Consider the following 25,893-nt stretch of genomic DNA (forward strand, 5'->3'; position numbering starts at 1 on the left):
CCGGGTGGTCTTATCGGGCCGGTTGACCTCGATCACCTCGATCCCGGCCGCCAGCAGATGCACCGTCAACCCGGCCCCATACGAACCGGTCGACTCGACCCCGATCGCGGTGATCGGTCCGTGGCCGGCGACCCAGTCCACCAACGCGGCATAACCCGCGCGGGAGACCGGGAACTCCCGATCAGCCAACAACACCCCGGTCTCGGTGAGCACGACCGCGTGATGGGTGCGTTGATGAGTATCGACCCCGGCCACCACCGGGGTCGGGTCTTGAGGCGTGGCATGGTTGGTGGTCATCATGGGTGATGTCTCCCTCTACAACTGGATCGAGGGATGACCTCCCAGGCCGGGCGGACACCACAGTGATGAGACACCGATCAAGGTCCTATCAAGTCACACCCGCCCGGTCTGGCCATCCAAACCGAAAGAGGGGCCCGGCGGGCCGGCCGTCGACAAGTCGCGTTCAAGGCACCCAACCAACAGCGCCAGTGTCGAGATCGGTCAAACGAACAACCCAGACCCCAAAGACATCATCCCCAAGGCCACCGGACCCCCACCACCATCCTCACTGTGTCGAGATGTGCCCCACCCAGGGGGTGTGCATGCCCAGCGATGTGGACGAGACGCTTGAGTCAGCAGGCGCGCTCGTCCACATCGCCCGGGGATGTCCACCCCCTGGGTGCCCGGACGGCGAGTCTGGTCGTGAGGGAGCGCAGCGGCCTCCTGGTGCGGTGCATCCGCCGCGCCTGTGCAGCGGGAGGTTGGTCGCGGAGCGGGTCGGTCATCTCGACACGGCGGCCATTGCTCCGATCCGCTGCGCATGGCCCGCCTACTCGATGAGCGCGGGGGCCCGGCGGCATCGGTTTCTCCCCGCTCGCGCTCCAGGCCGCTGCTTCGTCCGGGCACCCAAAGGTGCGACCGGGCACCCGATTCCGCCACGCAGTTGTGGGTGCCCGGTCGCACAACCGGGTGCCCGGACCACGAACCCGGTCGTGGGGAAGGTGTCGGAGCCCGTCCCCTGATTGGATGTAACAAACGGGGCTGCCGGACCAGTACGGGGTGTGGACATGGACGACTTCACCGCCCTGTATGCGGCGCACAGCCCGCGGGTGCGCCAGTACTGCCGCCGTCGGGTGGACGAATCCAGCTGTGATGACGTCGTCGCCCAGACCTTCCTGATCGCCTGGCGGCGTCGTGCGGACCTGCCGCCCAATCCGCTGCCCTGGCTGCTGGTGACCGCCCGCCAGGTGATCTCCGAACAACTGCGGCAGCGAACCCGGGAGCGGGATCGACCGCCGCCGGACTGGCAGTCGCTGGCCGCAGCCTCGGCCGAGGTCACCGCCACTGAACGCGACCAGGCGCTGCGTGCGCTCGCCGCACTCAGCGAGACCGACCGCGAGCTGTTGCTGCTGATCGCCTGGGACGGGCTCAGCTCGGCCGAGGCCGCCCAGGTCCTCGGGGTGTCCCGGGCGACCTTCGGGGTACGCCTGCACCGGGCCCGGGCGCGACTGGAGAGAGCCGCCGGCGCCCCCGACATGCCGGCCGGCGCGGCTCGCTCGCGCGGGCAAATCAACCGAACCGACCAAGCGGGGGAATGCAATGCGAACGTCTGACAACTCCACCTTCGACGTGCTCACCCGGCTGCGCCCGGACCCGACGGCTGATCCCGACCAGACCCGCATCGGACTGGCCCGCCTGCATCGGGAGATCACCGCCGAACCCGCCGAACCGGAGCCGCGCCGGCGGCTGCGCTGCACCGGGGCCCGCCGCCTGGTACTGGTAGGCGTGGTCTGTGCCCTGCTCGCGATCCCGGCGGTCGTCTTCCGCGGTTCTCCGACGGCGTACGCCGACCTCACACCGCTCGCCGAGCGGGCCGAACGGCAGAAGTCGCTGCAGCCCGGGCCGGGGGAGTACTACTACCGGCGCACCCAGCCCGGCCGTGACGATAACAGCAACCGCTATGCCGGTGGCGAGATCGATCGGGAGGAATGGTTGCCTTCACCGGGGGGCATCGCGACCACGCGGACCAGGCAGAACGACAAGCAGACCGTCTACATCTCGCGGGGGCCCTTGATGGGTTACACACCGTGGGCGGACCTGCCCACCAACCCGGTCTCGCTGGAGATCGCGCTGCGGGCGCGGGCGACCGGGTCGCTGAACCAGGATGAGGCGGTCTGGGAGGCCGTGGGGTATGCCCTGGTGGAGAACCCGGACCCCGAGCACCGGGCCGCGCTGATCAAGGTGCTGCCCCGGCTCACCAATGTCACGGTGCGCGACGGCGTGGACTCCCTGGGCAGGCCGGCGAAGATCATCAGTCGGACCGAGCCGATGCGCGGGCCGGGGGTTCGGGCCACGCTCCTGCTCGATCCGGTGACCGGTCGCATTCTGGAGCAGCGGCGGGTGGGGCCGGCGATCGACGACCCCGACCAGCCGTACGTCGGGGCGACCGTGGTGGTCGAGGAACGTCTGGTCGACGGGTCACCACCGTGGGTTCCGCTGCCTGGGATGACCTGCAAGCGGACGGAAACAAATCCCGAGATCGAGATGTACCAGTGCCGCTGACCGCTTGACGCACGGTCGTTCGGGCGCACGGCACACGGGGCGCGAACCCAACGAACGTGCGTCAGACCGGAGTCCCGGACGTGAACCTACGGGTTCATCTCCTCTGGGCCGTCGGAATTTGCGGCTCGATCCAGGAATTGGCCGGTTTGCTCTTCGATCGCGAATCGAGCCGCAGATTCCGACGGGCGAGGGTGGCTTGGGCCCGAGCGCGCGGATCGGTGCGCTGCAGGCATCTGCTCGACCTGGGGCGGTTGGACGACACGCCGGCGATGAGCTGCAGTTGCGCTGGACAGCGCGACTGCAGCCGGGGTTTCGCGTGTCGGGGATGCATTTGCGCCAGGGAGCGCAACAGCAGCTTTGCCTCGTCGAGTCGCCGGCTCGGCTCATCTCGACACGGCCGCCATTGCTCCGCTTCGCTCCGCATGGCGGCCCACTCGATGAGCGTGCCAGAGCCCCGCGACACGGCGGTTTCCGCCCGGATACTTGCCAACGGCCCGGACGTGAGTATGCTTTTCGCGAGCGTTCGACCGCTGGTTCCCACCGGCGATGATTTGACCGTTCTGGTCAGCGCTGCGCCCGCGCTTTACAGTGGGCGTACTTTCGGGTAGTGTAGGGGTTTGCCCCGCGTAGATTCGACCCTCGTCCGGTTCCCTGCTCGTCAGACCGTGCTTGACAAGGGTCGTTCAGCATGCACAGAACAGAACGCCTGCGAGTTCTCGGAAGGACCAAGCTGTTGGCCGCCTCGCGCACTGCCTCGAAGAACACCAACGTCGTCTCCCCCACTGGGCGGATCTCTTTCGCCAAGATCGCCGAACCGATGGAAGTCCCGGACCTGCTCGATCTGCAGGTCGACTCCTTCGACTGGCTGATCGGCAACCAGGTCTGGCAGGACCGGGTCCAGGCCGCCCTGGACGAGGGACGGACCGACGTGAACACGAAGTCCGGGCTGGAGGAGATCTTCGAGGAGATCTCCCCGATCGAGGACTTCTCCCAGACGATGTCGCTGTCGTTCCGCGACCACCGCTTCGAGGACCCCAAGTTCTCGGTCGATGAGTGCAAGGACCGCGACGTCACCTACGCCGCCCCGCTGTTCGTGACCGCCGAGTTCATGAACAACGACACCGGCGAGATCAAGTCCCAGACCGTCTTCATGGGTGACTTCCCGCTGATGACCGACAAGGGCACCTTCGTGATCAACGGCACCGAGCGTGTCGTGGTCTCCCAGCTGGTGCGTTCCCCGGGCGTCTACTTCGAGCAGACCCCCGACAAGACCTCCGACAAGGACATCTTCACCTGCAAGGTGATCCCGTCCCGCGGTGCCTGGCTCGAGTTCGAGGTCGACAAGCGCGACATGGTCGGCGTACGCCTGGACCGCAAGCGCAAGCAGAACGTCACCGTGCTGCTCAAGGCCCTCGGCTGGACCGACGAGCAGATCCTGGAGGAGTTCGGCCAGTACGAGTCGATGCGGCTCACCCTGGAGAAGGACGCCACCAGCGGTCAGGACGACGCGCTGCTCGACATCTACCGCAAGCTCCGTCCGGGTGAACCGCCGACCCGCGAGGCCGCCCAAGCGCTGCTGGAGAACTACTACTTCAACCCGAAGCGCTACGACCTGGCCAAGGTCGGTCGTTACAAGATCAACAAGAAGCTCGGCCTTGATCAGCCGTTCGACCAGCAGGTGCTGACCATCGACGACATCGTCTCCGCGATCCGTTTCGTGGTGGCGCTGCACGAGGGCCAGGAGACCCTGCCGGCCGCCGACGGTGCAGAGATCATCGTCGAAGAGGACGACATCGACCACTTCGGCAACCGTCGCCTGCGGACCGTCGGCGAGCTGATCCAGAACCAGCTGCGTACCGGCCTCGGGCGGATGGAGCGCGTGGTGCGCGACCGGATGACCACCCAGGACATCGAGGCGATCACCCCGCAGACCTTGATCAACATCCGTCCGGTGGTGGCTGCGCTGAAGGAGTTCTTCGGCACCTCGCAGCTGTCCCAGTTCATGGACCAGAACAACCCGCTCGCCGGTCTCACCCACAAGCGCCGCCTCTCGGCGCTGGGCCCGGGCGGCCTGTCCCGCGACCGCGCGGGCATGGAGGTCCGTGACGTGCACCCCTCGCACTACGGCCGGATGTGTCCGATCGAGACCCCCGAAGGCCCGAACATCGGCCTGATCGGCTCGCTGGCCTCCTTCGGCCGGGTGAACGCGTTCGGGTTCATCGAGACCCCGTACCGCCGGGTCACCGACGGTGTGGTCACCGACACGATCGACTACCTCACCGCCGATGAGGAGGACCGCTACGTGGTCGCGCAGGCCAACGCGGTGCTCAACGACGACGGGTCGTTCGCCGAGGAGCGCGTGCTGGTCCGCAAGCGGCACGGCGAGGTGGACACCATCCCGCGCGAGGAAGTGCAGTACATGGACGTCTCGCCGCGCCAGATGGTGTCGGTGGCGACCGCGCTGATCCCGTTCCTCGAGCACGACGACGCCTCCCGCGCCCTGATGGGTGCCAACATGCAGCGTCAGGCGGTGCCGCTGATCCGCAGCGACCGTCCGTTCGTCGGCACCGGCATGGAATACCGCGCCGCCGTCGACGGTGGCGAGGTGACCGTGGCCGCCAAGGCGGGCGTCGTCTCCTCGGTCTCGGCCGACCTGGTCGAGATCGCCTGCGACGACGGCACCTACCAGACCTACCGGCTGCACAAGTTCAACCGCTCCAACGCCGGCACCTGCATCAACCAGCGTCCGCTGGTCACCGCGGGGGACCGGGTCGAGCCCGGTACGCCGCTGGCCGACGGGCCGGCCACCGACAGCGCGGAGATCGCGTTGGGCCGCAACCTGCTGGTGGCGTTCATGCCGTGGGAGGGCCACAACTACGAGGACGCGATCATCCTGTCCCAGCGACTGGTGCAGGACGACGTGCTCACCTCGATCCACATCGAGGAGCACGAGGTCGATGCCCGCGACACCAAGCTCGGTGCCGAGGAGATCACCCGCGACATCCCCAACGTCTCCGAGGAGATGCTGGCCAACCTCGACGAGCGGGGCATCATCCGCATCGGCGCCGAGGTCGGCACCGGCGACATCCTGGTCGGCAAGGTCACGCCGAAGGGTGAGACCGAGCTGACCCCGGAGGAGCGGCTGCTGCGCGCGATCTTCGGCGAGAAGGCGCGCGAGGTCCGCGACACCTCGATGAAGGTGCCGCACGGCGAGGCCGGCACGGTCATCGGCGTCCGCGTCTTCGACCGCGAGGAGGGTGACGAACTCGCCCCGGGTGTGAACCAGCTGGTCCGGGTCTACGTGGCCCAGAAGCGGAAGATCTCCGACGGCGACAAGCTCGCCGGCCGGCACGGCAACAAGGGCGTGATCTCCAAGATCCTGCCCGTCGAGGACATGCCGTTCCTGGAGGACGGCACCCCCGTCGACATCGTGCTGAACCCGCTCGGCGTCCCCTCCCGGATGAACGTCGGACAGGTGATGGAGCTGCACCTCGGCTGGATCGCCAAGACCGGCTGGGATGTCACCGAGGTCGACGAGCCGTGGGCCAAGCGCCTGGTGGAGAACGGGATCGGCATGGTTCAGGGTGACCAGCGCCTGGCCACCCCGGTCTTCGACGGTGCCACCGAGCAGGAGCTCTCCGGTCTGCTGGAGAACGGTCTGCCGACCGCCGACGGCCTCAAGCTGGTCGACGGCTCCGGCAAGGCGCGGCTCTTCGACGGCCGCTCCGGCGAGCCCTACCCGGACCCGATCGGTGTCGGCTACATGTACATGCTGAAGCTGCACCACCTGGTCGATGACAAGATCCACGCCCGCTCCACCGGTCCGTACTCCATGATCACCCAGCAGCCGCTGGGCGGTAAGGCGCAGTTCGGTGGCCAGCGGTTCGGCGAGATGGAGGTCTGGGCACTCGAGGCGTACGGCGCCGCCTGGGCCCTGCAGGAGCTGCTGACCATCAAGTCCGACGACGTCCAGGGCCGGGTCAAGGTCTACGAGGCGATCGTCAAGGGCGAGAACATCCCCGAGCCGGGCATCCCGGAGTCGTTCAAGGTGCTGGTGAAGGAGATGAAGTCTCTCTGCCTGAACGTCGAGGTGCTCAGCTCCGACGGCACGGTGGTCGAGCTGCGCGAGTCCGATGAGGACAACTACCGCGCCAGCGAGGAGTTCGGCATCGACCTGTCGCGTCGCCCGGGTGAGGGCTTCGCCGGAGTCGAAGAGGTCTGACCCCCAAGGGGGGTACGCCGCAGCGCGCGCTGCGGCGTACCCCTCCCACAACAGCAGAGCTTGACGCAGCGGGGCGGCGTACGCCCCGCACGAACACAGAGGAAACACATTGCTCGACGTCAACTTCTACGACGAACTCCGAATCGGTCTGGCCACCGCGGACGAGATCCGCGAGTGGTCCCACGGTGAGGTCAAGAAGCCCGAGACGATCAACTACCGCACGCTCAAGCCCGAGCGTGACGGCCTGTTCTGCGAGAAGATCTTCGGTCCCACCCGGGACTGGGAGTGCTACTGCGGCAAGTACAAGCGGGTCCGGTTCAAGGGCATCATCTGCGAGCGCTGCGGCGTCGAGGTGACCCGTTCCGGCGTCCGCCGGGAGCGGATGGGCCACATCGAGCTGGCCGCCCCGGTCACCCACATCTGGTACTTCAAGGGCGTTCCCTCCCGCCTGGGCTACCTGCTCGACATCGCCCCGAAGGACCTGGAGAAGGTCATCTACTTCGCGGCGTACATGATCACCTCCGTCGACGAGGACGCGCGGCACCGCGACCTGTCCTCGCTCGAGGGCAAGGTCGATGTGGAGCGCAAGCAGCTGGAGAACCGGCGCGACTCCGACATCGAGAACCGGATGAAGAAGCTCGAGGAGGACATGGCCACCCTCGAGGCCGAGGGCGCCAAGGGCGAGCAGAAGAAGAAGGTCAAGGACGCCGCCGAGAAGGAGATGAAGCAGCTCCGCGACCGCGCGCAGCGCGATCTCGACCGGCTCGACGCCGTCTGGGCCCGCTTCAAGGGCCTCAAGGTCCAGGATCTCGAGGGCGATGAGATCCTCTACCGCGCCATGAAGGAACGCTTCGGCAAGTACTTCGAGGGTTCGATGGGTGCCGCCGCGATCCAGAAGCGGCTGCAGGACTTCGACCTGGAGGCCGAGGCCGAGTCGCTGCGCCAGACCATCCAGACCGGCAAGGGCCAGCGCAAGACCCGCGCCCTGAAGCGGCTCAAGGTGGTCTCGGCGTTCCTGCAGACCAACAACAGCCCGACCGGCATGGTGCTGGACTGCGTCCCGGTCATCCCGCCGGACCTGCGTCCGATGGTGCAGCTGGACGGTGGCCGCTTCGCGACCTCCGACCTGAACGACCTCTATCGCCGCGTGATCAACCGGAACAACCGGCTCAAGCGACTGCTCGACCTGGGTGCGCCGGAGATCATCGTCAACAACGAGAAGCGGATGCTGCAGGAGGCCGTGGACTCGCTGTTCGACAACGGCCGTCGTGGCCGTCCGGTGACCGGCCCGGGCAACCGCCCGCTGAAGTCGATCTCGGACATGCTGAAGGGCAAGCAGGGCCGGTTCCGTCAGAACCTGCTCGGCAAGCGCGTCGACTACTCCGGCCGTTCGGTCATCGTGGTCGGCCCGCAGCTCAAGCTGCACCAGTGCGGTCTGCCCAAGGCGATGGCGCTGGAGCTGTTCAAGCCGTTCGTGATGAAGCGGCTGGACGACCTGAACCACGCCCAGAACATCAAGTCCGCCAAGCGGATGGTGGAGCGGCAGCGCCCGGTCGTGTGGGACGTCCTCGAAGAGGTCATCTCCGAGCACCCGGTGCTGCTGAACCGTGCCCCCACGCTGCACCGCCTGGGCATCCAGGCCTTCGAGCCGCAGCTGATCGAGGGCAAGGCCATCCAGATCCACCCGCTGGTCTGCACCGCCTTCAACGCCGACTTCGACGGCGACCAGATGGCGGTCCACCTGCCGCTGTCCGCAGAGGCGCAGGCCGAGGCCCGGATCCTGATGCTGTCGACCAACAACATCCTCAAGCCGGCCGACGGCCGGCCGGTGACCATGCCCACCCAGGACATGATCATCGGGCACTACTTCCTCACCCAGGAGCGCGAGGGCTCCCTCGGTGAGGGCCGGGTGTTCGGGTCGGTGGCGGAGGCCCTGATGGCCTTCGACCTGGGCGAGCTGGCGATCGGCGCCAAGATCCGGCTGCGGCTGCGCGACATCGTGCCGCCGGAGGGGTCGGAGCTGCGCGCCGACGGGTCGATCCTGCTGGAGACCACCCTCGGCCGGGCCATCTTCAACGAGGCGCTGCCGGCGGACTACCCATTCGTCAACGCCGAGGTCGGCAAGAAGCGACTGGGTGTGATCATCAACGATCTCGCCGAGCGCTACCCGAAGGTCGAGGTGGCCACCTGCCTGGACGCGCTGAAGGAGCTCGGCTTCCGCTGGGCCACCCGCAGCGGTGTCACGGTGTCCATCTCCGACGTCCAGACCCCGGCCAACAAGCCGGAGATCCTGGCGGGTTACGAGGACCGCTCCACCAAGATCGACAAGCAGTGGGAGCGCGGTCTGATCACCGAGGACGAGCGGCGCCAGGAACTCATCGAGATCTGGACCGACGCGACCGCGGTGCTGACCAAGGAGATGGAGGAGAACTTCACCGAGACCAACCCCATCTACATGATGGTGCACTCGGGTGCTCGCGGAAACATGACGCAGATGCGTCAGATCGCCGCCATGCGTGGCCTGGTGGCCAACCCGAAGGGCGACATCATCCCGCGGCCGATCAAGTCCAACTTCCGTGAGGGCCTGACGGTTCTGGAGTACTTCATCTCCACCCACGGTGGCCGTAAGGGCCAGGCCGACACCGCGCTGCGGACCGCCGACTCGGGTTATCTGACCCGTCGTCTGGTGGACGTGTCGCAGGACGTGATCATCCGCGAGGAGGACTGCGGGACCGAGCGCGGCCTGAACAAGGTGATCGCCGAGTGGACCAAGCCCGGTACCGACGCCAACGGTCGTCCGACCCGGGAGCCGGCCGAGCCCTTCGAGGAGGGTGCGACCGTCGCCGCGGCGGAGAACGTCGAGACCGCGGTGTACGCCCGGACGCTGGCCGTCGACGTCACCGACCCGAAGACCGGCGAGGTGCTGGTACCGGCCGGTGTCGACCTCGGCGATGTGAACATCGCGCTGCTGGTCAACTCCGGGGTGACCTCGGTCAAGGTGCGCTCGGTACTCACCTGCGAGGCCGTCACCGGGACCTGCGCGGCCTGCTACGGCCGGTCGCTGGCCTCCGGCAAGCTGGTCGACGTGGGCGAGGCCGTCGGTATCGTCGCGGCCCAGTCCATCGGCGAGCCCGGTACCCAGCTGACGATGCGTACCTTCCACACCGGTGGTGTGGCGGGCGACGACATCACCCAGGGTCTGCCCCGTGTGGTCGAGCTCTTCGAGGCCCGTACCCCGAAGGGCAAGGCGCCGATCGCCGAGTTCGCCGGCCGGATCCGGATCGAGGAGGGCGAGCGTTCGCGCAAGGTCTTCCTGGTGCCGGACAACGGCGAGGAGGAGCTCGAGGTGCCGGTGGGTCGCCGGGCGCGGCTCGAGGTCACCGATGGGGAGCGGGTGACCGTTGGTCAGCAGCTCACCGCCGGTACGCCGGATCCGCAGGACGTGCTGCGCATCCTCGGTGTCCGCAAGGTGCAGGAGCACCTGGTGGCCGAGGTGCAGAAGGTGTATGGCACGCAGGGTGCCGCCATCCACGAGAAGCACATCGAGATCATCATCCGCCAGATGCTGCGGCGGATCACGGTGATCGAGTCCGGTGACACCAACCTGCTGCCGGGCGACTGGGCCGATCGTGGGGCGTACGAGTCGGAGAACCGCAAGGTGGTCGCCGAGGGCGGCCAGCCGGCCTCCGGCCGTCCGGTCCTGATGGGTATCACCAAGGCGTCGCTGGCGACCGAGTCGTGGCTCTCGGCGGCCTCCTTCCAGGAGACCACCAAGGTGCTCACCGACGCGGCCATCCACGGCAAGTCCGACTCCCTGGTCGGTCTGAAGGAGAACGTCATCCTCGGCAAGCTGATCCCGGCCGGTACCGGTCTGGAGCGCTACCGCAACATCCGGGTCGAGCCGACCGCGGAGGCCAAGGCGGCGTCGTACTCGATGAGCTACGACCCGTACGACTACGCCTTCGGTTCGGGTTCGGGTGCCTCGGTGCCGCTGGACGACTTCGATCTCGGCGAATACCGCTGATCGAGTCTCCTACGCCGGCTGAGCGAGTCGAAGCCATCGGTTGAGACAGGGGGAGGGCCCCGGGACTTCGGTCCCGGGGCCCTTTCGCGTCCTCCGGGGGTACGCCAGCTTCACGCACGCTCGTCAGCCTGATGTACGGACGACCCGAACCGGCCGACATGCAACAGGGCCCCGGAACCGGAGTTCCGGGGCCCTGCTCTGTGCCTGGGGATCGGGTAGGGATCAGACGCCGGTGTTGGCCAGGCCGCCGGTGCTCGGCTTCTCGGTCGGCTTCTTGGTGGGCTTCTTCGTCGGGGGCGGGGTCCCCGGCAGCGAACCGCCGATGGTGTAATCGACCGGACCGCCGAGCTCCTCGACACCCTTGGGGGTCTGCAGCGTCACGGTCCCGTTCACCGGGAACCGGTTGATCGTGCAGGTGAAGCTGGTGGTCTTCGACGCCGGCTTCCCGTTCAGGCCGGAGAAGGTCACCGTGGTGGACCCGCTGCCCTGGCAGGTGGCGCCGGTGACCTTGCTGTAGTTCACCACGTAGGCACCGTCGGTGTTGGTGGTGACCTCGACGGTCAGCGTGTAGTTCTCCCCGGCGGCGTAGGACGGCTTGTCCGAGGTCATGTCCGAGATGCCCGCCTCTCCACCGGCGCGCTTGGCCCCGATCCTGTCCTTCGAGATCGGGAGGTTCTGATCCGGGGTCGAGGCGGCGGAGGGCTTCGGCGTGGGCGTCGGGGCGGCCTGGGCGCTGAGGGCGTACGCCCCGGAGAACGCGAGACCGCCGGCCAGGCTGGCGGCGAGAAGTTTGCTGCGGAGCATGGGTGATCCTTCCGGAATGCAGATGATGATGGGAAGAGTGCGATTCCGAGGCCGAACGTAGGCCGGGCCCCCGCCCGCCCGACCTGGCCACTCCGGCAGGAGTTCCAAGCGTGACCGAATCGTTGCAATTGACACTCCGGTAGGTCGTGGACACCGGCTTCACCCACCCCGGGGCCGAGTGCCATGGTGGCGGGTGGTGCACATCGACGAGGGAGAAGCAGATGAGCGTGATCGAGGATGCCCGGAGCCAGCAGGACGAACTGCGGCGCTTCCGGCGGGAGCTGCACGGTGAACCCGAACTCGGGCTGGAGCTCCCGCGGACCCAGGAGCGGGTGCTCGCCGAGCTCGACGGCCTGGCCCTGGAGACCACCCTGGGCAGGGAGGTCAGCAGTATCGGCGCGGTGCTCCGCGGCGGAGCCGGTGCTGGTACGCCGGCCGACCGGCGGCCGACGGTGCTGCTGCGCGCCGACATGGACGCGCTCCCGGTCCAGGAGGAGACCGGGGTCGACTACAGCTCGCGCGTCGCGGGCACGATGCACGCCTGCGGGCACGACCTGCACACCGCGATGCTGGTCGGTGCCGCGCGGATCCTCGACGACCGCAGGGATCGGCTGCCCGGTGACGTGGTGCTGATGTTCCAACCGGGCGAGGAGGGCTACGACGGCGCGGCGTACATGGTGCGCGAGGGCATCCTCGACCTGGCCGGTCGCCGCGTGGACGCGGCGTACGGGCTGCACGTGATGTCGGCGATGATGCCGCCAGCGCTGTTCGCCAGCAGGCCCGGCCCGCTGATGTCGGCCTCCGACGTGCTGCACGTGACGGTGCACGGTGCCGGCGGGCACGGTTCGGCCCCGCACCGCGCCAAGGATCCGGTGGTGGTGGCCGCCGAGATCACCACCGCGTTGCAGACCGTGGTCACCCGGCACTTCGACATGTTCGACCCCGTGGTGGTGACGGTCGGCCGACTGGTCGCCGGCACCAAGGCCAACGTGATCCCTGCCAGTGCGGAGATCGAGGCGACCGTGCGCTCCTTCTCCACCGAGAACCAGGAACGGCTGCGGGAGGATCTGCCGCGGCTGGTCACCGGGATCGCGCGGGCGCACGGCTTGGACGCCGAGGTGGAGTACCAGTTTCAGTACCCGCTGACGATCAACGACCGGGCCGAGACCGACTTCCTGGCCCGCACCACCACCGAACTGTTCGGTGAGCAGCGGTTCGTGCCGATGGTGAATCCGGTCGCCGGTTCCGAGGACTTCTCCCGGGTGCTGGACGAGGTGCCGGGGGCCTTCGCCTTCCTTTCCGCGGTCGGTCCGGGCGTGGATCCGGCGACCGCGGCGTACAACCACTCACCGTTCGCGACCTTCGACGACCAGGTGCTCGTCGACGGTGCCGCCCTCTATGCCCAGCTCGCCATCGACCGGCTGGAATCCCTGTCGACGCAGGAAAAGCAATGAGCAGCGCGGCGGTCACGCCGCCGTCCGCACCGCGCCAATCGATCCGCAAGACGCTGCTCGGCACCGGTCTGGGCAACGCCCTGGAGTGGTACGACTGGAACGTCTACACCGCGATGAGCGCCTTCCTGGCCGCGCATCTGTTCGACAGGTCCGATCCCACCTCGGCGGTGCTCAGCACCCTGGCCGTCTTCGCCGTCGGCTTCCTCGCCCGTCCCCTCGGTGGGTTCCTGTTCGGCTGGGTGGGGGACCGCAAGGGGCGCAAATTCTCTTTGATGCTGAGCGTTGCGGCCGCCTCGGTCGGTTCGCTGCTGATCGGTCTGGCGCCGGAGTTCGACACCGTCGGCGTCGTCGCCTCGATCTGGCTGCTCTGTGCCCGCCTGCTGCAGGGTCTCGCGCACGGTGGCGAACTGCCCTCGGCGCAGACCTATCTGGTCGAGGAGGCGCCGCGGGAACGGCGCGGTCTCTGGTCGTCGTGGATCTATGTCTCCGGCACCGCGGGCAACATGATCGCGCTCGCGGTCGGTGCGCTGCTGGCCACCGTGCTCAGCAGGGACCAGATGTCCGGTTTCGGCTGGCGGATCCCGTTCCTGCTCGGCGCGGCATTCGGGTTGTACGCCCTCTACATGCGCAAGGGAATGATCGAATCGGAGACCTTCGTCGCGGACGTGGCGCAGACCGACGAGCCGAAGATCCCACTGCTCAAAGACATTGCGGCGCACTGGCGGCAGGCGCTGCAGGTCATCCTGATGACCAGCGGCGGTACCGTCGCCTACTACGCCTGGGCGGTCAACGCCCCGGCGTACGCCCAGAACCAGCTCAAGATCCCGGCCGCACCGGCACTCTGGGTCGGCGTCGCGGCCAACCTGATCTTCGTCGCGCTGCTGCCGGTCTATGGCTGGCTGTCGGACCGGATCGGGCGCAAGAAGGTGGCGCTGTTCTCGGTGCTCGGTTCCGCGGCGCTGTTCATCCCGATGAATGCGGTGCTGTCCAACACCCCGCTGTCGCTGTTCATCGCGATGGGCACGATGATGATCACGCTGTCGGCCTATTCGGCGATCGCGCCGGCGATGTACGCCGAGATGTTCCCGACCCGGGTCCGGACCGCCGGGGTCGGTGTCCCGTATTCGATCTGCATCGCACTCTTCGGCGGCACCGCCCCGCTGATCCAGCAGGCCCTCGTCGGGCGCTACCCGGACCAGAAGCTGCTCTTCCCGATCTATGCCATCGCGCTGCTGCTGGTCTCGGCCGGCACCATCCTCTCGCTGCGGGAGACCCGCGGCATCGACCTCTCGTCTGACGTCGGCTCGCGCGCGGCGCGCGATGACCCCGCTCTTCGGCCCAGTCGTCGAAGCCCCTCGCGGTGATTCGGTGGATGGTCGGGTGGGGTGACGCGGGGGTCTTCTCCTTGGTGGGCCTGCATCGCGGGGGCGCGCCGCTGGACGCTCGCCTCCCGTGACGTCGGCTCGCGCGCGGCGCGCGATGACCCCGCTCTTCGGCCCAGTCGTCGAAGCCCCTCGCGGTGATTCGGTGGATGGTCGGGTGGGGTGACGCGGGGTCTCAGCCGGGGTTGGCGTCGGTGACGTCGGCGACCTGGGCGTCCAGCACCCGGACCAGGTCGTCGGCGGCCACGGTGGCCGCGACACCGGGCGCACCGCCGCCGATCGAGACGGTGCCGCTGATCCGCTTGTCGGCGATCACCGGCAGCTGCCGCAGCGAACCGAACGGGGTGATCGTGCCACGCACGTAACCGGTCACCTCCCGGGCGGCATCCGCATCGGGCATGGAGATCCGGGACACCCCGAGCAGGTCGCGCAGCTTCGGCCAGGAGATCTGCCGATCACCCGGCACCAGCACGAACAGATGGTCCTCCGCGCCGCGGCGGACCACCATCGTCTTGATGATCTGCCCCGGTTCGACCCCACGCGCCACCGCGGCCTCCGCCAGCGACCGCACCGGCCCGTGCCGGGTGACCGAGTGGTCGATCCCGGCGGCCTCGAGGGCCCGCTTCGCCCGTTCGGCACCGTCCTGGGTGGCTGCGTCCATGGTGGGCATTCTGGCACCGGTTGATTCGCCCCTGAGTGGGGGATAGCCTGATCGACCCGCGTCCACTGTTCGAGACGACCCGAAGGAGGGCCGCCTCATGCCGGCATCCGTTCCTGGTGACCATCTGCGCGACCTGAACCCTGACCCGAACCGGGGAGCGGAGGTCGACCACCGCTCACCCGGCGAGCAGCAGCCTGCCCTCGGCAGCCGCGAGTTCCGGATCCGGATGATCGGTCTGGCGGCCGGCGTACTGCTCGGCCTGGCGGTCTTCTTCCTGATGCCCGGCGAGGTCCCGCGCCCCGCCCGGATCACCGCCGCCACCGCCGTGCTGATGGGCATCTGGTGGATGACCGAGGCGCTCCCGATCCCGGCCACCGCACTGGTTCCGCTGATCGTCTTCCCGACCATCGGCGGCGCGAAGTTCGACACCGTCGGCGGGTCCTACGGCAACAACGTGATCTTCCTGTTCATGGGCGGATTCCTGCTGGCGCTGGCGATGCAGCGCTGGAACCTGCATCGCCGGCTCGCGCTGCTCACCGTGCGCGCGATGGGTACCAGGCCGTCGGCGGTGGTCGCCGGATTCATGATCGCCACCGCCTTCCTCTCGATGTGGGTCTCCAACACCGCCACCGCGGTGATGATGCTGCCGATCGGCGTCTCGGTGCTGATGCTGGTCACCCGCCTCGGTGAGCGGGTCGAGGGCGCCGACCCCGAGTCCGCCGAGGTCAAGGAGGCGGTCGTCCGGTCCAACTTCGGCACCGCGCTGATGCTCGGCATCGCGTACGCCGCCTCGCTCGGTTCGCTCGGCACGATCATCGGTACGCCACCGAACACCCTGCTGGTCGGTTACCTGGCCCGCGAGCACGACATCACCATCGGCTTCGGCCAGTGGATGCTGGTCGGGGTGCCGCTGTCGGTGGTCTTCCTGGTGATCTGCTGGTTCCTGCTCACCAAGGTGCTGTTCAAGGCCGAGATCTCCGAGATCCCCGGCGGACGCAGGCTGATGGACGACGAGCTGGAGAAGCTCGGCAAGGTCTCCTCCGGTGAGATCCGGGTGCTGGTGATGTTCGTGCTGGCCGCGGTCGCCTGGATCGCGGTCCCGCTGATCTTCGGTGACAGCGTGCCGATCAGCGACGCCGGGATCGCGATGACGGTCGGGTTGCTGCTCTTCCTGCTGCCGGCCGGCACCAAGCGGGGCGTACGCCTGCTCGACTGGGAGTCGGCGGTCAAGCTGCCCTGGGGCGTACTGCTGCTGTTCGGCGGCGGCCTCGCGCTGTCGGCGCAATTCTCCTCCTCCGGGCTGACCAAGTGGATCGGTGAGCAGGCCGCCGGGCTCGGCGGCGTACCGGTCGTGCTGCTGGTCGCGATCGCCTCCGCCGGGGTGCTCTTCCTCACCGAGATCACCTCAAACACCGCCACCGCCGCCACCTTCCTGCCGGTCGCCGGCGGGGTGGCGATGGGGATCGGCGCCGATCCGCTGCTGCTCACCATCCCGGTGGCGCTGGCCGCGACCTGTGCGTTCATGCTGCCGGTGGCCACCCCGCCGAACGCGATCGCCTACGGCTCGGGCTATGTGACCATCGGGCAGATGGTCAAGGGCGGCATCTGGCTCAACCTGATCGGCATCGTGCTGATCACCCTGGTCACCATGACCCTGGCGGTGCAGGTCTTCCAGATCACCCTCGGCTGAACCGTCGGCCGATCACCGGGGCCAACTAGGCTGGCCCAATGGCGAATGAGCTGCTGGTCTTCCTGCACGGCCTGGGGCAGACCCCGCAGTCCTGGCAGGAGCAGGTGCAACAGCTGCCCGCCGATCTGCCGGCCGCCGCGCCCTGGCTGCGCGGTACCCGGCCCGGTGGGCAGCAGGACTTCTCCCTCGACGACGCGGTCTCGGAGGTGTCCTCGGTGCTGTTGCAGCACGGCGCGGACCGCGCCTACCTGTGTGGGCACGGACTGGGCGCGCTGGTCGCGCTGCACGCCACCATCGGCGACGACCGGATCGCCGGGTTGGTGCTCAGCGCCCCGCAGGTGAACCCGCCGCGCTGGGCGGTCACCGCGCAACGGCTCGCGGTGCGGGCGATGTCCCGCCGCCGGCTCGCGGCCCGCGGGGTGGACAAGGACGCGATGCTGCGGATGCTGGATCAGCTGGCCGGCAGCGAGGCCGGGCCGCCGCTGCAGCAGATCGGCGTACCCACCCTGGTCGTGGTCGGCAACCGGGACCGCGCCGGTACCGCCGGTGGCCGGTTGGTCGCCGCCGGGGTCGGCGGGGCCCGGTTCGAGCAGGTGGACGCCGCGGGGGAGGCGCCCAGCGATGCCCCGGCCGCGTTCAACGAGCTGCTCTACGGCTTCGTCGGCGGGATCCGCGAACGCCTGCCCTGAGCCCCGCGCCGAGACACCCCTTGAAAGTTACTCGCCGGTAGGCAATGCTGTCCCTCATGCGGTACACACCGACGACCCTCAAGTGGGGGATGCGGATCTGGCCCCCGTTCCTGGGCGCCGGGATCGTGGTGAAGGAGATCGCGCCGGACTGGACCTCGGCCACCGTCGAGCTGCACCCCCGGCGGCTGAACAGCAATATCCACGGCACCGCCTTCGGTGGCTCGCTGCAGTCGATGACCGACGCCTTCCACGCGCTGCTGCTGATCCACCGGCTGGGGCGCGGCTACAACGTCTGGGACGCCGCGGCCGAGACCCGGTTCATCAGGCCGGGCAGGGGAGTCGTCACCGCCCGGATGGAGCTCAGTGACGAGGAACTGGAACGGGTCCGCACGGAGACCGCCGATGGCGGAAAATCCCTGCCCTGGTTCGAATTCCCGATCACCGACCGGCACGGCGAGGTGGTCGCGCAGGTTCGCCGGCAGGTCTATGTGCGCCGCCACCGCGGGGCCTCGGTCCCGGCCGCCGGCTGAGTCGGGCACTCCGGACCCTCGGCGTTGAGGCGCTGCAGCAGCTGGGTCAAGGTGGTGCGTTCGGCCGGCTCGAGCACCGCGAAGTACGCCGCTGTGGCGGCCCCGCGCTCGGCCTCGATCGCCGTCAGTGCCCGCCGACCGGCCGCGGTGCAGTGCAGCAGGCTCGCCCGACGGTCCTCGGGATGCGGGGTCCGCTCCACCAGGCCACTGCCGACCAGCTGATCGATCACATCGGTGGCCGAGCGGGCCTGGATGTGCAACCGCTCCGCCACATCGGAGGGCCGCGGCCGATCGGCCTCGGCGATCACCCGCAGGGCGCGCAGCTGGTGCGGGCTCAGCCCGTACGGCTCGGCGGCGGCCACGGTGATCCGGCGCAGCGCACGCGAGGTCCGGCGTACCAGATCACCCAGCTCACCGGCATCCGACCCATCGTCCATGGGAACAAACCTAGCGGATGCGGTGTTAGCCTCATTGTGAGGTTGCCTCATTAAATGGGAGCGACGCCACGCCCGAATCCCCTGACGAGAGGAGAGCCTGTGAGTCAGCTCGACTCCTCCGGCGGCCGCCGCCGCGGTTCCGAGCGGGAAGAAGCCGCCGACCGCGCCCAGCTCGCCGAATCCCCGGTCAGTGCGCGCCGCGTGCTGGCCCTCTTCCGTGGCCGCTGGCCGGCGGTCACCGCGGTGATGGCGCTGATCATCGCCTCCTCGGTGATCTCGCTCGCGCAGCCATTCCTGGTCCGCTCGGTGATCGACGACGCGCTGCCGCACGGCAACACCCGGCTGCTGCTCTGGCTGGTCGCCGGCATGATCGGCATCGCCGTCGCCACCTCGGTGCTCGGGGTGCTGCAGACCTGGCTGTCCACCAGCATCGGCCAGCAGATCATGCACACCCTGCGTACCCGGGTCTTCGCGCACCTGCAGCGCCAGTCGATGTCCTTCTTCACCCGGGAACGCTCCGGTGAGGTGCAGTCCCGGTTGACCAACGACATCTCCGGGATGCAGAACGTGGTCACCACCACCGCCACCTCGATCGCCTCCAATGTGACCACCGCCGTCGGCACCGCGATCGCGATGGCCGCGCTCAGCTGGCGGCTCTCGCTGCTGTCGCTGGTGGTGCTGCCACCGGCCATCTGGGTGAGCCGCCGGGTCGCGCAGCTGCGCCGCGACAAGACCTCCGCACTCGCCCGCCAGCGAGCCCGGATGCAGTCCCAGATCGAGGAGCGGCTCTCGGTCTCCGGTGCCCTGTTGATCAAGACCCTCGGTGCCACCGACCGCACCGGCTCGGATTTCGACCGGGCCTCCGGCGACATCGCCCGCCTGGAGGTCGCCTCCCAGCTCTCCGGTCGCTGGCGGATGTCGACGATGACCATCGTCTTCGCCACCATCCCGGCGCTCATCTATCTGGCCGCCGGCTTCCCGATCACCTCCGGCGGGATGACCATCGGCACCCTGGTCGCGTTCAGCGCCCTGCAGGCGACGATCTTCCGCCCGGTGCTCGGGCTGTTGTCGGTGGGCGTGCAGTGGGTGAGTTCGATGGCGGTGTTCAGCCGGATCTTCGGCTATCTCGACCTGCCGATCGATGTCGCCGAACCCGAGCGCCCGGTGGCGGTCGACCATGATCGAATCCGCGGCGAGGTGCGCTTCTCCGATGTCTGGTTCCGCTATCCGGACGCCGACTCCGATGCCCTGGCCGGGGTGGACCTGACGGTGCCCGCCGGCAGTGCGCTGGCCCTGGTCGGGGAGACCGGCTCGGGCAAGAGCACCCTCGCCGCGCTGGTCTCCCGGCTGCACGATCCGAGCGCGGGGCGGGTCACCATCGACGGCATCGACCTGCGGGACCTGGCCTTCGCCGACCTCGCCCGGATCGTCGGCGTGGTCAGCCAGGACCCCTATCTGGTGCATGCCAGCATCCGGGAGAACCTGCTGCTCGCCGCCCCGGACGCCGACGAGGACGTCCTCTGGCGGGCGCTGGCCGCCGCCCAGATCGATGAGCTGGTGACCGGTCTGCCCGAGGGGCTGGACACGGTGGTGGGATCCCGCGGCTACCGGTTCTCCGGCGGGGAGAAGCAGCGGCTGGCCGTCGCCCGCACCCTGCTGCGGGACCCGAAGGTGCTGGTCCTCGACGAGGCGACCAGTGCCCTGGACAACGAGACCGAGCGTGAACTGCAGCGCGCCCTCGACGAACTGGTCCAGGGGCGCACCACGATCACCATCGCGCACCGGCTCTCCACGGTCGCGGCAGCCGACCAGATCGTCGTACTCGATCATGGTCGGGTGGCCGAGATCGGTGACCATGATCAACTCAGTACGCGGGGTGGCCGGTACGCCCGGCTGGCCGGGGTGGCGGCCTGAACCCGCTCGCTCCACGGCGCATGGGAGGGTGAAGCCATGGATGTGGCAGCAGTGGTCTTCGACCTGGACGGCACCTTGATCGACACCGAACACCTCTGGGACGAGGTGCGCCGCGGGCTCGCGGCGGCCGATGGCCGGGACTGGCCCGCGGATGCCACGAGCGCGATGCTCGGCATGTCCACCCCGGAGTGGAGCCGCTACCTGGCCGAGACGGTCGGTGTCCGCGGTACGCCCGAGGAGGTCGCGAAGCGCACCATCGACGGGATGCTCGAGCACTACCACCGCGGGTTGCCGGTGCTCCCGGGCGCCGTCGACGCCGTTCGCCGGATGCATGCCGCCACCGGGCTGCTCGGCGCCGCCACCAGCTCACCCAGGGTGCTGCTGGACGCCGCCCTGGCCGAACTCGGCGTCACCGAGCTGTTCTCGGCCACCGTCTCCACCGAGGAGGTCGCCGCCGGCAAACCCGCGCCCGACGGGTACGCCGAATGCTGCCGCCGGCTCGGGGTGGAGCCGCAGCGGGCGGTCGCGGTGGAGGACTCCGCCAATGGGATCCGCTCCGCACTGAACGCCGGGATGGCGGTGGTGGCGATCCCGCCGCACTTCCACCCGCCGCCCGCCGACGTGCTGGCCCGGGCGAGCGCGGTGCTCGACGATCTCGACGGGCTCACCGGCGGGTTGCTCGCGGAACTGCCGACACCGGGTACCGCGGCGTAGGTCGTAGGTCTCGCTCTCGCCATCCATCGAACCCTGGGTGCATCCATGGAGTGCTCCAGGACGCGATGGATGTACGCAAGGATCGATGGATCGCAGCCCTCGGTTCAGACGGCGCCGCGGAAGCCGAACTGGCGCCACACCTCATAGGCCGCGACGCCGGCGCTGGTCGCGAGATTCAGCGACCGGCGCCCGGCCAGCATCGGGATCCGCAGCTGCTCGGTGATCCGCTCGTCGGCGAGCACCTCGGGCGCCAGCCCGGTCGGCTCCGGGCCGAACAGCAACACATCGCCCTCGGCGTAGGTCACCTCGGCGTGGCCGCGCGTCCCACCGGTGGTGAACGCCCACACCCGGGCCGGCAGCAGCGCCTCGTAGGCGGCCTCGATGTCCTTGTGTACAACGAGATGCGCCAGATCGTGGTAGTCCAGGCCGGCCCGCTTCAACCGGGTGTCGTCCAGCTCGAACCCGAGCGGCCCGGCCAGATGCAGTTCGCAACCGGTGGCCGCCGCCAGCCGGATCGTGGCGCCGGTGTTGCCCGGGATCCGGGGCTCGTGGAAGAGCAGCCGGATCGGGCAGCCGCTGAGTCGTGGTTCGCTGTTCATGATCGAGGACAACTATTCCACCGTCGGCCAGTCCAGTGTGCGCTCGCTGACGAAGCGTCGCGGCCGGCCGTCGACCGGGTCGGTGAACTCCAGTTCGGCGGCCAGCAGTTGCAGCGGGGTCGAGAAGTCGTCGATGTCGACGTCCAGCACCTCGGGATAGAGCGGGTCGCCGAGGATCGGCAGGCCGAGCGAGTTCAGGTGCAGCCGCAGTTGATGGGTGCGCCCGGTGCGCGGGGTGAGCCGATAGCGCGCGTACCGACCGCGCACCTCATCCCGTTCGACCAGGGTCTCCGCGTTCGGCTCGAGACCCGGGATCTCCTGTGCCTGCAGGGATCCGCGGCGTTTCACGATGTGCGAGCGGACGGTCCGCGGCAGCGCCAGCCTCGGGTCGTGGTTGGCCAGGGCCAGGTAGCGCTTGCTCACCAGCCGGTGTTCGAAGACCTGCTGGTACGCCGCCCGCCAGCGCGGTTCGGTGGTCAGCAGCACCAGGCCCGCGGTGAGCCGGTCCAATCGGTGCGCCGGCCCGAGCCCGGGCAGGTCGAGCTGCTGCCGGGCCCGGACCACCACCGACTCGGTGACGTGCCGTCCGCGCGGGATCGTGGACAGGAAGTGCGGCTTGTCCACCACCACGATCCGCTCGTCGGCGTACACCACCCGCAACTCGAACGGCACCCGCGGCTCGGCGCGCAGCTCGCGGTGGAACCAGACGAAGGTGTGCGGGGTGTACGCCTCCGCACCGGTCAGCGGCCGGCCGGCGGCATCCACGAACTCGCCCGCGGCAAGCATCCGATCCACCCCGTCGGCACCCAGCGGCCCCAAACGCGCCACCAGGAAGTCCCGCATCGTCGCCCACGCCCCCGGCGGCTCCTTGCCGCGGTCCGGCGTCCGCAGCCAGGCGGCCTGCAGCCCGTGGCGCGGCGGTAATGGCGAGCGTGGTGGCACCCGCCGAGGCTAGCGTGACCGACCATGGACCTCCCCGATGAGCGCACCGACCCCGGCCTGGTGGCGACGGCCGACGAGCGGACCACGGTGCAGGGCTACCTCGACTACTTCCGCGACACCATCGAATGGAAGACCGCCGGCATGGACGATGCCGCACTGCGCTGGCCGCTGGCGCCGTCGACGATGACCCTGGGTGGGCTGCTCAGCCATCTGGCCTTCGTCGAGGACCACTGGCTCACCCATGTCTGGCTCGGTGGGGCCCCGAGCGAGCCGTGGCGCAGCGCCCCCTGGGCCGAGGACGCCGACTGGGACTGGCACCGGGCCGCCCAACTGCCGGGTGACGAGCTGCGGCGGGACTGGCGGGCCGCCGTCGAGCGGAGCGACCGGATCATCGCCGAGGTCGATTCGTTGGACGCCCTGTCGGCCGGCACCCTGCGCGACGGGGAGACCCGGATCAATCTGCGCTGGCTGCTGCACCTGATCGAGGAGTACGGCCGCCACGCCGGCCATGCCGACCTGCTCGCCGAGGCCGCGGACGGGCGTACCGGGGAATAGTCAGACCCGGGCCTGGTCGAGGTTGCCGAGGATGTCGCCGACGGTCTCCTCGGGGGTCTGGCTGGAGGAGTCCAGCCAGTAGCCGATCCGGGCCGTCTCCTGGCGCAGTGCGGTGTCCATCGCACCGGGGGAGAAATAGACCGAGCCCGCCTTGGCGCGCTGCTCCTGCCGCCACTCCAGCGCCGACAGACTGGGGGAGAGCACCACCAGGTAGCGCGACGGGCTGTCGATCAGGTCGATGAACTGGGACAGTTCGGCGCCGATGATCACGTCCTGGACGATCGCGTCGAAGCCGTGGTCGGCGTAGCGGTCGGCGGTCGCGGCGGCCAACGAATAGCGCAGGTGCAGCTGCCGCAGCGCCTCCGGATCGGGATCCGGGGTCATCTCCGCCCGCCCGTTGATCACCATCCGGCGGAACGCGTCACCGCGGATGTGCACCGAGCGCGGGTGCAGCTGTTCGGCGAGCAGCGCCGCCACCGTGGACTTGCCGGCCGCCATCGCGCCGGTGATCACGATGACGCGGCCCCGCTCGGTCGCGGGCGGCGGGTTGAGGTCCCGCCCGGGCTGCTCTTCCGAAATCACGCAGCCATTGTGTGTGCTGCGGATGAATGGGGGGTAACCGGGGGTGGAAAGCTGGGCGAGGTCGAGGACCGAAGGCGTACGCCCGGCACGGGCGCCGCGGCTGTGGCAGGATCGCCCTCGCCCGCCATCCGAGCCAGCTGGAGAACTCATGAAGATCGCCGTCGGCGCCGACCACGCCGGATTCACCCTGAAGAACGAGCTCGCCGAGCACCTGCGTGGGCTCGGGCATGAGGTGATCGACGCCGGCACGCTGAGCGCCGAGCGCACCGACTATCCGATCTGGGGTTCGCGGGCCGCCCACCTGGTCGTCGGCGGTGAGGCCGAGCGCGGGGTCATCGTCTGCGGCTCCGGGATCGGCATCTCGATCGCGGCGAACAAGGTCCCGGGCGCCCGGTGCGTGGTGTGCACCGAGCCGTTCTCCGCGCAGATGGCCCGCCGGCACAACGACGCCAACATGCTCGCGCTGGGGGAGCGGTTCGTCGGGGTGGACATGGCCAAGGCCATCGTCGACGCCTTCCTCGGCGCCGAGTTCGAGGGCGGTCGGCACGCCGACCGGGTCGCGCTGTTCGAGAAGATCGAGTCCGGCGACGAACTCTGAGCCGGGTACGCCGGTCCGCGGGGCTGAGGCGGGCCCGGCCCGGGGCGCTGGCGACAGAACGGCGACGAGACACCAGAACCTGTAGCCGGACACCAGTTGCAGCAGGGGTCTGGTGACACTTTCTGGTGTCTCGCCGGAGGGGCTTCGACTCGCTCGTTCCTCGCTCGCTCAGCCGACCCGACGGGGCTCAGGCGACGGTCGGGTCGACGGGGAGGCGTACGTATTCGGGACGCAGGTCGGCGATCCGGGACACCCCGAGCAGCTGCATGGTGCGGGTGATCTCGGAGCGGAAGATCTCCAGCGCCCGGCGTACCCCCAGATGACCACCGGCCATCAGGCCGTAGAGGTAGGCCCGGCCGACCCACACCGAGTCGGCGCCGTGGGCCAGGGCGGCGACCACGTCCGCACCGCTCATCACCCCACCGTCGACGAACACCTCGCGCTCGCCGCCGACCGCATCCCGCACCTCCGGCAGCACCCGCAACGGCGGGCGGCCCCGGCCGATCTGCCGGCCGCCGTGCTGGGAGATCAGCACCGCATCGACCCCGAGATCGAAGGCGCGGACCGCGTCCTCGGCGCTCTGGATCCCTTTCAGCACGACCTTTCCGGGCCACATGCCGCGCAGCCAGGCCACGTCGTCCCAGGTCACCGAGGGATCGAACATCTTGTTGATCATCTCCGCGACCGTGCCCTCCCAGTTCGACAGGGAGGCGAACTCCAGCGGTTCGGTGGTCAGCAGATTCCCCCACCAACCCGGGTGGGTGGCCATGTCGAGGAAGGTCTTCGGGGTCAGCTTCGGCGGGATCGTCAGCCCGTTGCGGACATCGCGCAACCGGTTGCCGGCGACCGCGGTGTCCACGGTCACCACCAGCGCCGAATAACCGGACTCCCTGGCCCGTTCGATCAGCTCGATCGAGGCCGGCCGGTCCTGCCACAGATAGAGCTGGAACCAGTGCGGGTTGGGGCCCGACACCTCGGCGACCCGCTCCAACGGGGTGGTGCCCATCGTCGAGAGGGAGTACGCCACCTGGGCGCGTCGGGCCTCGTGGGCGACCGCGGTCTCACCCTCGTGGTTCATCATCCGGGTGAAACCCGTCGGCCCCAGCACCAGCGGCATCGACACCTGTTCACCGAGGATCGCGGTGGACAGATCGACCGCGGCGATGTCGTTCAGGACCTGGCCCGCGAACTCCGCCCGGGCGTACAGCTCCCGGCTGCGGGTCAGGCTCGACTCGTCATCGGCCGCCCCGTCGGTGTAGTCGAACACCGAGCGCGGGGTGTGCCGACGGGCCTGATCGCGCAGGTCATCGATGGTGGCCGCCCGGGCCAGCCGCGCCCGGGTACCGAGCGCGGGCGCCTGGAAACCGAGCAACGGGCGCAACTGGGACCAACGCGGCAACTGCCGGCGGACCGCCGGCGGGGCATCCGGAACCCGGGGTGTCGTCATGCCCGGACCCTAGCAACCGCGCTATTTTGACCCTTTCGCGGGCCGCGGGTAGTCTTGGTCCTTGTGTTCGGCCTGCCCGAACCTTCG

At 69.1% G+C, this 25,893-nt stretch carries 21 protein-coding genes; 13 read left to right on the forward strand and 8 right to left on the reverse strand.

The window, feature by feature from the left end:
* On the reverse strand, positions 1–300 hold a 300-nt coding region (locus tag BI335_RS06260; RefSeq protein ID WP_144009081.1), incomplete at its 3' end, for an IS110 family transposase.
* A gap of 767 nt (positions 301–1,067) precedes the next feature.
* Here BI335_RS06260 and BI335_RS06265 point away from each other — a divergent pair.
* The 4 genes from BI335_RS06265 to BI335_RS06280 all read left to right on the forward strand — a co-directional run bounded on the left by BI335_RS06265 (position 1,068) and on the right by BI335_RS06280 (position 10,808).
* Entirely contained in the window at positions 1,068–1,613 is a 546-nt protein-coding gene (locus BI335_RS06265) for an RNA polymerase sigma factor (protein ID WP_094429991.1), read from the forward strand.
* Positions 1,600–2,562 (forward strand): hypothetical protein, encoded by a 963-nt coding sequence (locus BI335_RS06270; protein ID WP_094429947.1) that lies wholly within the window; start codon positions 1,600–1,602, stop codon positions 2,560–2,562. Before BI335_RS06265 ends, BI335_RS06270 begins: the two co-directional genes overlap by 14 nt.
* Before the next feature lie 733 nt (positions 2,563–3,295).
* Positions 3,296–6,784: a DNA-directed RNA polymerase subunit beta gene (gene rpoB / locus BI335_RS06275; RefSeq protein ID WP_172421770.1), complete on the forward strand. Its 3,489-nt coding sequence runs from the start codon at positions 3,296–3,298 to the stop codon at positions 6,782–6,784.
* 109 nt (positions 6,785–6,893) lie between these two features.
* On the forward strand, positions 6,894–10,808 hold the full coding sequence (locus BI335_RS06280) for a DNA-directed RNA polymerase subunit beta' (RefSeq protein WP_094429948.1): 3,915 nt from the start codon (positions 6,894–6,896) through the stop codon (positions 10,806–10,808).
* Positions 10,809–11,030: 222 nt separating this feature from the next.
* On the opposite strand, the gene BI335_RS06285 is transcribed toward BI335_RS06280, so the two are convergent.
* Positions 11,031–11,612, reverse strand: a complete 582-nt coding sequence (locus BI335_RS06285; protein WP_094429949.1) for a hypothetical protein — start codon at positions 11,610–11,612, stop codon at positions 11,031–11,033.
* A gap of 221 nt (positions 11,613–11,833) precedes the next feature.
* On the opposite strand from BI335_RS06285, the gene BI335_RS06290 reads away from it, so the two are divergent.
* On the forward strand, positions 11,834–13,066 hold the full coding sequence (locus tag BI335_RS06290) for a M20 metallopeptidase family protein (protein ID WP_094429950.1): 1,233 nt from the start codon (positions 11,834–11,836) through the stop codon (positions 13,064–13,066).
* On the forward strand, positions 13,063–14,430 hold the full coding sequence (locus BI335_RS06295; protein ID WP_094429951.1) for an MFS transporter: 1,368 nt from the start codon (positions 13,063–13,065) through the stop codon (positions 14,428–14,430). The genes BI335_RS06290 and BI335_RS06295 overlap by 4 nt, the downstream gene beginning before the upstream one ends.
* Positions 14,431–14,623: 193 nt before the next feature.
* Here BI335_RS06295 and BI335_RS06300 read toward each other — a convergent pair whose 3' ends face one another.
* Entirely contained in the window at positions 14,624–15,109 is a 486-nt protein-coding gene (locus BI335_RS06300; RefSeq protein WP_094429952.1) for an aminoacyl-tRNA deacylase, read from the reverse strand.
* Between the two features lie 97 nt (positions 15,110–15,206).
* Between BI335_RS06300 and BI335_RS06305 the strand changes: the two genes are divergently transcribed.
* The 3 genes from BI335_RS06305 to BI335_RS06315 are packed head-to-tail and all read left to right on the forward strand — an operon-like array spanning position 15,207 to position 18,018.
* Positions 15,207–16,799, forward strand: a complete 1,593-nt coding sequence (locus BI335_RS06305; RefSeq protein ID WP_094359659.1) for an SLC13 family permease — start codon at positions 15,207–15,209, stop codon at positions 16,797–16,799.
* Positions 16,800–16,837: 38 nt separating this feature from the next.
* Positions 16,838–17,488, forward strand: a complete 651-nt coding sequence (locus tag BI335_RS06310; RefSeq protein ID WP_094359661.1) for an alpha/beta fold hydrolase — start codon at positions 16,838–16,840, stop codon at positions 17,486–17,488.
* A gap of 56 nt (positions 17,489–17,544) precedes the next feature.
* Positions 17,545–18,018, forward strand: coding sequence for a DUF4442 domain-containing protein (locus tag BI335_RS06315; protein WP_094427520.1), 474 nt, complete (start codon positions 17,545–17,547; stop codon positions 18,016–18,018).
* Here BI335_RS06315 and BI335_RS06320 read toward each other — a convergent pair.
* The gene (locus BI335_RS06320; protein WP_094429953.1) at positions 17,973–18,455 is read right to left on the reverse strand and encodes a MarR family winged helix-turn-helix transcriptional regulator; all 483 of its coding nucleotides are present in this window, start codon (positions 18,453–18,455) and stop codon (positions 17,973–17,975) included. The genes BI335_RS06315 and BI335_RS06320 overlap by 46 nt on opposite strands.
* Before the next feature lie 99 nt (positions 18,456–18,554).
* Here BI335_RS06320 and BI335_RS06325 point away from each other — a divergent pair, with 99 nt between their 5' ends.
* Both BI335_RS06325 and BI335_RS06330 read left to right on the forward strand, forming a co-directional pair.
* Complete coding sequence (locus BI335_RS06325) at positions 18,555–20,369, forward strand: ABC transporter ATP-binding protein (RefSeq protein WP_229119472.1); 1,815 nt, start codon at positions 18,555–18,557, stop codon at positions 20,367–20,369.
* A gap of 36 nt (positions 20,370–20,405) precedes the next feature.
* Complete coding sequence (locus BI335_RS06330) at positions 20,406–21,083, forward strand: HAD family hydrolase (RefSeq protein ID WP_094400092.1); 678 nt, start codon at positions 20,406–20,408, stop codon at positions 21,081–21,083.
* Between the two features lie 104 nt (positions 21,084–21,187).
* Here the strand turns inward: BI335_RS06330 and BI335_RS06335 are convergent, their stop codons facing one another.
* A complete protein-coding gene (locus BI335_RS06335; RefSeq protein WP_094429992.1) occupies positions 21,188–21,682 on the reverse strand; it encodes a tRNA (cytidine(34)-2'-O)-methyltransferase in 495 nt (164 codons plus the stop codon).
* 12 nt (positions 21,683–21,694) lie between these two features.
* A complete protein-coding gene (locus BI335_RS06340; protein ID WP_208109375.1) occupies positions 21,695–22,525 on the reverse strand; it encodes a pseudouridine synthase in 831 nt (276 codons plus the stop codon).
* Between the two features lie 123 nt (positions 22,526–22,648).
* On the opposite strand from BI335_RS06340, the gene BI335_RS06345 reads away from it, so the two are divergent.
* A complete protein-coding gene (locus tag BI335_RS06345) occupies positions 22,649–23,179 on the forward strand; it encodes a mycothiol transferase (protein WP_094429956.1) in 531 nt (176 codons plus the stop codon).
* Here BI335_RS06345 and BI335_RS06350 read toward each other — a convergent pair whose 3' ends face one another.
* On the reverse strand, positions 23,180–23,761 hold the full coding sequence (locus BI335_RS06350; protein ID WP_208109353.1) for an AAA family ATPase: 582 nt from the start codon (positions 23,759–23,761) through the stop codon (positions 23,180–23,182).
* 148 nt (positions 23,762–23,909) lie between these two features.
* Between BI335_RS06350 and rpiB the strand changes: the two genes are divergently transcribed.
* Positions 23,910–24,359, forward strand: coding sequence for a ribose 5-phosphate isomerase B (rpiB, locus tag BI335_RS06355; protein ID WP_094429957.1), 450 nt, complete (start codon positions 23,910–23,912; stop codon positions 24,357–24,359).
* Between the two features lie 187 nt (positions 24,360–24,546).
* Here rpiB and BI335_RS06360 read toward each other — a convergent pair whose 3' ends face one another.
* Positions 24,547–25,806 carry an alpha-hydroxy acid oxidase gene (locus BI335_RS06360; protein ID WP_094429958.1) on the reverse strand — a complete coding sequence of 420 codons (1,260 nt, stop codon included), beginning with the start codon at positions 25,804–25,806 and terminating at the stop codon, positions 24,547–24,549.
* Positions 25,807–25,893: the final 87 nt, after the last annotated feature.

It is taken from the genome of Enemella evansiae, from assembly GCF_002250705.1.
In the GTDB taxonomy this organism is placed as follows: domain Bacteria; phylum Actinomycetota; class Actinomycetes; order Propionibacteriales; family Propionibacteriaceae; genus Enemella; species Enemella evansiae.

Excerpts from the sequence above, each read along its gene's own strand:
- BI335_RS06265 (WP_094429991.1), top strand. The coding sequence starts at position 1,068 with ATGGACGACTTCACCGCCCTGTATGCGGCGCACAGCCCGCGGGTGCGC.
- BI335_RS06270 (WP_094429947.1), top strand. The coding sequence starts at position 1,600 with ATGCGAACGTCTGACAACTCCACCTTCGACGTGCTCACCCGGCTGCGC.
- BI335_RS06285 (WP_094429949.1), bottom strand. The coding sequence starts at position 11,612 with ATGCTCCGCAGCAAACTTCTCGCCGCCAGCCTGGCCGGCGGTCTCGCG.
- BI335_RS06290 (WP_094429950.1), top strand. The coding sequence starts at position 11,834 with ATGAGCGTGATCGAGGATGCCCGGAGCCAGCAGGACGAACTGCGGCGC.
- BI335_RS06295 (WP_094429951.1), top strand. The coding sequence starts at position 13,063 with ATGAGCAGCGCGGCGGTCACGCCGCCGTCCGCACCGCGCCAATCGATC.
- BI335_RS06300 (WP_094429952.1), bottom strand. The coding sequence starts at position 15,109 with ATGGACGCAGCCACCCAGGACGGTGCCGAACGGGCGAAGCGGGCCCTC.
- BI335_RS06305 (WP_094359659.1), top strand. The coding sequence starts at position 15,207 with ATGCCGGCATCCGTTCCTGGTGACCATCTGCGCGACCTGAACCCTGAC.
- BI335_RS06310 (WP_094359661.1), top strand. The coding sequence starts at position 16,838 with ATGGCGAATGAGCTGCTGGTCTTCCTGCACGGCCTGGGGCAGACCCCG.
- BI335_RS06315 (WP_094427520.1), top strand. The coding sequence starts at position 17,545 with ATGCGGTACACACCGACGACCCTCAAGTGGGGGATGCGGATCTGGCCC.
- BI335_RS06320 (WP_094429953.1), bottom strand. The coding sequence starts at position 18,455 with ATGGACGATGGGTCGGATGCCGGTGAGCTGGGTGATCTGGTACGCCGG.
- BI335_RS06330 (WP_094400092.1), top strand. The coding sequence starts at position 20,406 with ATGGATGTGGCAGCAGTGGTCTTCGACCTGGACGGCACCTTGATCGAC.
- BI335_RS06335 (WP_094429992.1), bottom strand. The coding sequence starts at position 21,682 with ATGAACAGCGAACCACGACTCAGCGGCTGCCCGATCCGGCTGCTCTTC.
- BI335_RS06340 (WP_208109375.1), bottom strand. The coding sequence starts at position 22,525 with ATGCGGGACTTCCTGGTGGCGCGTTTGGGGCCGCTGGGTGCCGACGGG.
- BI335_RS06345 (WP_094429956.1), top strand. The coding sequence starts at position 22,649 with ATGGACCTCCCCGATGAGCGCACCGACCCCGGCCTGGTGGCGACGGCC.
- rpiB (WP_094429957.1), top strand. The coding sequence starts at position 23,910 with ATGAAGATCGCCGTCGGCGCCGACCACGCCGGATTCACCCTGAAGAAC.
- BI335_RS06360 (WP_094429958.1), bottom strand. The coding sequence starts at position 25,806 with ATGACGACACCCCGGGTTCCGGATGCCCCGCCGGCGGTCCGCCGGCAG.